Origin of the sequence: Paenarthrobacter sp. CCNWLY172 (assembly GCF_037402035.1) — a bacterium.
Lineage (GTDB): Bacteria > Actinomycetota > Actinomycetes > Actinomycetales > Micrococcaceae > Arthrobacter.
On record NZ_JBBEGB010000015.1, the window covers coordinates 77,088 to 83,733 of the forward strand.

Annotated in this window: 5 protein-coding genes; 1 reads left to right on the plus strand and 4 read right to left on the minus strand. The window is 62.7% G+C overall.

Annotation, left to right across the window (positions count from 1 at the left end; all coding sequences use genetic code 11):
* From WBN73_RS19135 to WBN73_RS19150, 4 genes are all read right to left on the minus strand, one after another.
* The coding region (locus WBN73_RS19135) for a CoA transferase subunit A (RefSeq protein WP_337341042.1) at nt 1-760 on the minus strand (760 nt) is incomplete at its 3' end.
* A gap of 20 nt (nt 761-780) precedes the next feature.
* Nucleotides 781-1,944 carry an acyl-CoA dehydrogenase family protein gene (locus WBN73_RS19140; RefSeq protein WP_207596981.1) on the minus strand — a complete coding sequence of 388 codons (1,164 nt, stop codon included), beginning with the start codon at nt 1,942-1,944 and terminating at the stop codon, nt 781-783.
* Nucleotides 1,941-4,115 (minus strand): ATP-binding protein, encoded by a 2,175-nt coding sequence (locus WBN73_RS19145; RefSeq protein ID WP_337341043.1) that lies wholly within the window; start codon nt 4,113-4,115, stop codon nt 1,941-1,943. The genes WBN73_RS19140 and WBN73_RS19145 overlap by 4 nt, the downstream gene beginning before the upstream one ends.
* A gap of 2 nt (nt 4,116-4,117) precedes the next feature.
* Entirely contained in the window at nt 4,118-5,728 is a 1,611-nt protein-coding gene (locus tag WBN73_RS19150; protein WP_207596979.1) for a carboxyl transferase domain-containing protein, read from the minus strand.
* A gap of 140 nt (nt 5,729-5,868) precedes the next feature.
* On the opposite strand from WBN73_RS19150, the gene WBN73_RS19155 reads away from it, so the two are divergent.
* Entirely contained in the window at nt 5,869-6,501 is a 633-nt protein-coding gene (locus tag WBN73_RS19155; RefSeq protein ID WP_207596978.1) for an SACE_7040 family transcriptional regulator, read from the plus strand.
* Nucleotides 6,502-6,646 lie beyond the last annotated feature (145 nt).

The following is a 6,646-nucleotide window of genomic DNA, read 5'->3' on the forward strand; positions in this document are numbered from 1 at the left end:
CCGCTCCGGGAGTCAGCGCCACGGTCCGCTTTTCTATCCGCTTCTCGCTGGAGGTCGCCAGCACCACCCGCTGGACGAAGATTCCCGGCGTATGAATATGCTCAGGGTCAAGCTCGCCGGGTTCCACCAGTTCCTCCACTTCGGCAATGGTGGTTTTTGCCGCCATGGCACAGAGCGGGTTGAAATTCATGGCCGTTGCATGGAACACCAGGTTGCCGTGCCGGTCACCCTTCCACGCATGGACCAAGCCGAAATCCGGCGTCAGGGACTCCTCCAGGACGTAGTCGGCGTCATTGAAGGTGCGGACCTCCTTAGGGGACGACGCCAGCGCAACGTTCCCTTCGGCGTCGTACTTTTGCGGAAGCCCACCCTCCGACACCTGGGTTCCCACGCCGGCCTTGGTGTAAAAGGCCGGGATGCCGGCGCCACCGGCGCGGAGCTTCTCCGCCAAAGTCCCCTGCGGGGTGAGGACTACTTCCAACTCCCCCGCCAGGTACTGCCGGGCAAATTCCTTGTTCTCCCCCACGTACGAGCTGATGGTGCGGCGGATGCGACCGTCCTTCAGGAGAATGCCCAGGCCCCAGTCGTCCACGCCGCAGTTGTTGCTGACAGTCTCAAGACCAGTGGTGCCTTGGCTGTGCAGGGCCTCGATCAGGGAGACGGGAATACCGCAGAGGCCGAACCCTCCCACAGCCAGGGAGGCCCCGTCGGGGATGTCCTTCACCGCTTCCGCGGCGCTGGCAACAACCTTGTCAATCATCCTTGATCCTTCCCGTACGGTTACAGACCCAGCTCGCGTGCGATCAGCATCAACTGGACCTCGGTGGTGCCTTCGCCGATTTCAAGGATCTTGGAATCGCGGTAATGACGTGCCACCGTGAATTCGTTGATGAAACCATAGCCGCCGAACACCTGGGTGGCGTCCCGCGCGTTGTCCATGGCTGCCTCGCCTGCGACCATCTTAGCGATGGCCGCTTCGGTCTTGAACGGCTTCCCTGCCAGCATCCGGGAGGCGGCATCGTAGTAGGCCAGGCGGGCGGTGTGGGCCCTGGCCTGCATCCGGGCGATCTTGAACTGGATGGCCTGGTACTTGCCGATGTTCTGTCCGAAGGCACTGCGTTCCTTGGCGTACTTCACGGACAGGTCCACACACCCCTGGGCTGCGCCGGTAGCCAGTGCTGCGATGGCGATACGGCCCTCGTCAAGGATGGAAAGGAAGTTGGCATAGCCCCGGCCGCGCTCGCCCAGAAGGTTGGCTTCAGGAACGTGGACATTGTCCAGCGTGAGCGGATGCGTATCGGAAGCGTTCCAGCCCACCTTGTTGTAGGGCTTTTCCGCCCTGAACCCGGGAGTGTCCGTTGGCACCAGGATGGTGGAGATCTCCTTCTTGGTGCTGCCATCCGAGTTTTGTTTCTGGCCCGTGACTGCCGTGACCGTCACCAAGGTGGTGATGTCCGTGCCGGAGTTGGTGATGAACTCCTTGTTGCCGTTGATAACCCACTCGCCGCTTTCCAGGTGGGCGTTGGTTTTGGTGCCGCCGGCATCCGACCCTGCTTCGCGCTCGGTCAAGCCGAACCCGGCCAAGGATCGTCCCGACGCCAACTGCGGCAGCCATTCTTCTTTCTGTGCATCCGTACCGAAGCGGTAGACCGGCATGGCGCCCAAGGAAACCCCGGCTTCCAGGGTGATGGCTACCGACTGGTCAACGCGGCCCAGCTGTTCCAGTGCCAGTGCCAGGGCGAAGTAGTCGCCGCCCATTCCGCCGAATTCCTCAGGGAAAGGCAGCCCGAACAAGCCCATCTCCCCCATCTGCTTTACAACCTCGTAGGGAAAGCTGTGCTCTTCGTCATGCTTGGCGGACACGGGCGCGACAACCTCGTCGGCGAACTCGCGGACGGAGTCGCTGAGGTCCTGGTACTCCTCATTGAGTTCAAAAGTGCTCATGGCTGGATTTCCTTGTCTGTGCTTGTGGTCTCTGCGTCCACGTGAATAGTGGCGAGCACCTGGTCGGCCTTGACCAGGTCGCCGGGTTTGCTGGTGAGGTGGACGGTGCCAGCAACGGACGCCACCAGGTGATGCTCCATCTTCATGGCCTCGACGGCCAGGAGCACCTGGCCTTCTTCCACCGTCTCGCCATCGGCTACTGACACCGACACCACCGTTCCGGGCATCGGCGAGCGCACTTCGGGGTCCGCCGCCCCTTCGTCGCGCTGGATCCCTGCAAGCATCCGCCGCAGGCGCTCGGCACGGTTCAGGACCTCGAGCCTGCAGGACCAGCCATCGTTGCCGAGGTAAATTTCGCGGACACGGCCCAGCCCGCTGACGCTGTCCTGCCCGCGGGGGTCCACGCCAACCGCGTAGGTGACAAGGCCGCCGTCGAACTCCAGAACGATCCCGTCCACGCTGCGGTCCGCTACCCGGACGTTGACCGGCTGCCCGCCGTCGATGCTTGCCGTCACGTTGCCGCCCACTTCGGTGACGGACACCGTGGCAACGCCGCCTCCGGGAATCGCCAACGTAGCGGTCCAGGCACCCTGGGCACCAACACGCCAGGAGTCCGGCGTTGCCCAGGCATCCCCCGCCGGCGTCGATCCCGTGCGCTCCAGCCACAGCGTGAGCGCGGCAGCAATCAGTTCGTCGGAACCGGCGTGCCGGAAGGACATCGACGGAAGTTTGCGCTCGATCAATCCGGTATCCAACTGCCCGGCGCGGACCTCGGAATCGTTGATCAGCAACCGCAGATACTCCACGTTGGTATCCACCCCAAGCAGCGTGTAACGGCCAAGGGCAGCGTCAAGGGTATCCAGCGCCGCCGTCCTGTCCCCACCCCATGCGATGACCTTGGCCAGCATGGGATCGTAGTCCCCCGTGATCTCCAGGTTGTCGCGCATGGCGGAATCAATCCGAACGTTTGCCTGCGCCGTTTGATGGCCCGAAACGGTTGCATCCGAGGGACCGTGCTCTGCGAGCGCCACGATCCGCCCCATCGATGGCATGAAGTTCCGCTCCGGCACCTCGGCGTAAACACGCGCCTCCACGGCGTGGCCTTGTAGAACGACGTCGGACTGCGCCACAGTGAGCACCTCACCGGCGGCGATCCTCACCTGCCATTCCACGAGGTCGATGCCGGTGACCATCTCAGTAACGGGATGCTCCACCTGCAGGCGGGTGTTCATCTCCATGAAAAAGAACTCATCGGGGTGCTCGTCGGACACCAGGAATTCGACAGTACCGGCACCGCTGTAGTTAACCGAACGTGCCGCGTTGCAGGCCGCCTCGCCAATGCGGGCCCGTTGCTCCACACCGTCGGGCAGTGACTCAAAAAGGGCCGACGGCGCTTCTTCGATGACCTTCTGGTGGCGTCGCTGGAGTGAGCACTCGCGCTCGCCGAGGTGGATCACATTTCCGTGGTTGTCTGCCAGCACCTGGACCTCGATGTGGCGGGGCGTGCTGATGAGCCGTTCCAGGAAGAGGGTGTCGTCGCCAAAAGCGGATGCTGCCACACGCCTCGCAGTGACGAGCGTGGATGCCATGTCCTCAGCCCGTTCCACCACATGCATGCCCTTGCCGCCACCACCCGCGGACGGTTTGATCAGCAGGGGGAAACCTACCGCCGCTGCAGCGTCGATCAGTTCCTGGTCGGTAAGACCTGGTTGCGCGATGCCGGGAACGCAGGGGACGCCGTAGGTCATCACGTGGTTCTTGGAACGGATTTTGTCGCCCATGACGTCAATGGCATTGATGCCCGGCCCAATGAACGTGATTCCTGCGGCATCCAGGGCCTTGGCGAACTCTACATTCTCCGACAAGAACCCGTAGCCCGGGTGGACCGCTTCAGCTCCGGTGCGGCGGCACGCGTCGATGATGGCGTCGATCTTCAAGTAGCTTTCGGCTGGTGCCGTGCCACCGATGGCGACGGCGGAATCGGCGAGGGCCACATGCCTGGCATCCTTGTCAGCGTCCGAGTACACAGCGACGGAGCGGATGCCCATCTCCCTCAGTGTCTGGATGACGCGGCAGGCGATCTCTCCGCGGTTGGCAACGAGGACGGCGCTGAAGGTTCGGGCAGCGACGGCCGGGGCGGGTGGGGCTGTGGTTGTTGTGGGCAGGGTCATGGTCACATCCTGAAGAGACCGAAGGAGGTCTCGGGCAGTTGTTGGCGGGAGACAACGTCCAGGGCCATCCCCAGGACGCGCCGAGTGTCAGCGGGGTCGATGATGCCGTCGTCCCACAGCCTTGCGGTGGAGTAATAGGGGCTTCCTTGTTCTTCGTATTGCTGCTTGATGGGGGCTTTGAAGGCTTCCTCATCCTCAGCAGACCATTCCTGGCCGGAGGCCTCGTACTGATCCCTTTTGACCGTTGCCAGGACGCTCGATGCTTGATTTCCGCCCATCACGGAGATCCTCGCGGCCGGCCACATCCAAAGGAACCGCGGCGAATACGCGCGGCCGCACATGGAATAGTTGCCCGCGCCGAAGGAACCACCGATGACCACCGTCAGCTTGGGTACCCGGGCTGTAGCCACTGCGGTGACCATTTTGGCGCCGTTCTTGGCGATGCCGCCTTGCTCGTAGTCCTTGCCCACCATGAAGCCGGAGAGGTTCTGCAGGAAGATCAGCGGGATGCCGCGCTGATCGCAGAGCTCGATGAAGTGGGCGCCTTTGAGCGAGGATTCGCTGAAGAGGACGCCGTTGTTGGCCACAATGCCGACGGGATGCCCGTGGAGGTGCGCAAATCCGGTCACCAGGGTGGTGCCGTAGTTCTTTTTGAACTCGTGGAATTCGGAAGCGTCCACGAGCCTCGCGATGACTTCGCGGACGTCGTACTGGGCGTTGACGTCCGTGGGAACCACACCGTATATCCCGGAAGGATCGACGACGGGCGGCAGGACGACGTCGGACATGTCCCATGCCGGCTGTGCCGGCTTCGGTAACGTGGCCACGATGTCCCGAACAATCTCCAGGGCGTGTTGGTCGTTCTCGGCCAGGTGGTCGGTGACCCCGGAGATCCTTGAATGGACGTCGCCGCCGCCTAGTTCCTCGGCCGTGACGATCTCGCCAATCGCTGCCTTAACCAGGGGCGGACCACCCAGGAAGATGGTGCCCTGGTTCCGGACAATAACGGTCTCATCGCTCATGGCGGGTACATAGGCGCCGCCGGCCGTGCAGGACCCCATGACCGATGCAATCTGCGGGATCTTGGCCGCGGACATCTTGGCCTGGTTATAGAAGATCCGGCCGAAGTGCTCCTTGTCGGGGAAGACCTCGTCCTGCTTGGGCAGGAAGGCTCCGCCGGAATCCACGAGGTAGATGCACGGGAGCTTGTTCTCCAACGCGATTTCCTGGGCACGCAGGTGCTTTTTCACCGTCATGGGATAGTAGGTGCCGCCCTTGACTGTGGCGTCGTTGGAGATCACCAGGACATGGCGTCCATGGACCAGTCCGATGCCGGCAATGACCCCGGCGCCCGGGGAATCGTCGTTGTACATGCCATTGGCAGCCAAGGGTGCAATCTCAAGGAACGGGCTGCCGTCATCCAGCAAGTAGTCGATGCGTTCGCGCGGGAGAAGTTTTCCCCGGGCGATGTGCCGCTCACGCGACGTGGCCGGACCGCCGAGGGCCGCCGTCGCCAAGCGGTCCTTCAGTTCTGCCACCAAGGCCAGTTGCGCCTCCTGGTTGGCTTCAAAGGTACCGCCGGCGGTTCCCATCAGGCTGGCAATTGTCTCCATTGACCCCTGTTCCATTCCCGGCCACAGGCCATTTCGGTTAGTGCCGCGTAACTGAAATTTAGGTTAGTCTTTATTAACTGTGATGTCCAGCACAGCCGATCCAGCGAGTATCGGGTCCGCTCTGGCGCCAAGGAGGAAAAGTGACCGGAGGTCCGGAAGCAAGCAACAACGGCACCCGTGCCGCCGCCACGCAACGTGGGCAGGCCAAGGAAGTCCGACGATTGGCGTTGTTGTCCGCTGCCGCGGGACTTTTTGCGGAGAACGGATTTACCCGCGTATCGCTTGAAGATCTCGGCGCCGCAGCGGGCGTCAGTGGACCCGCCGTCTACCGGCACTTTCCCGGCAAACAAGCGGTCCTCGGTGAACTTCTCCTCAGCGTCAGCCGGGACTTGCTGGATGGTGGAACACGGGTGGTGTCAGAGTCGGACGATCCCCTGACCGCACTGAACGGCCTGATCCAGTTCCAGGTTGATTTCGCACTCAGCAATCCCGACGTCATCCGCGTCCAGGACCGCGACTTTGGAAGTCTCAGCGACGCCGACCAAGCGGAAGTCAGGTCCCTCCAGCGGAGTTACGTTGAAACGTGGGTGGACGTCCTTGCACGCATCCATACCGACGCCGATATCCCCGGCCTCCGCGTCCGGGCGCACGCAGCCTTTGGCTTGATCAACTCCACACCCCACTCGGTGCGCCACCACGGCAGGAAAATTGCCGCCAAGTCAGCCAGGCCCATCCTGGAACAGATGGCGTTGGCTGCTCTCACCTCGGCATAACTGTCTTGTTGTCTTGGGCGGCTCGGACCGTCCCCCATTGCTGGCTAATAATGTCGGACCCCCCTGACATGCTTGATTCATGGGAGCAATCGGGCAGGTATTGGCAAGGCGGGCAGGCTCGCCCCGCGGCCATGCGCTGCTTCGT

What these genes read in the sequence shown, in the direction of transcription:
- WBN73_RS19140 (WP_207596981.1), bottom strand. Translation starts at nt 1,944, where the DNA reads ATGAGCACTTTTGAACTCAATGAGGAGTACCAGGACCTCAGCGACTCC.
- WBN73_RS19145 (WP_337341043.1), bottom strand. Translation starts at nt 4,115, where the DNA reads ATGACCCTGCCCACAACAACCACAGCCCCACCCGCCCCGGCCGTCGCT.
- WBN73_RS19150 (WP_207596979.1), bottom strand. Translation starts at nt 5,728, where the DNA reads ATGGAGACAATTGCCAGCCTGATGGGAACCGCCGGCGGTACCTTTGAA.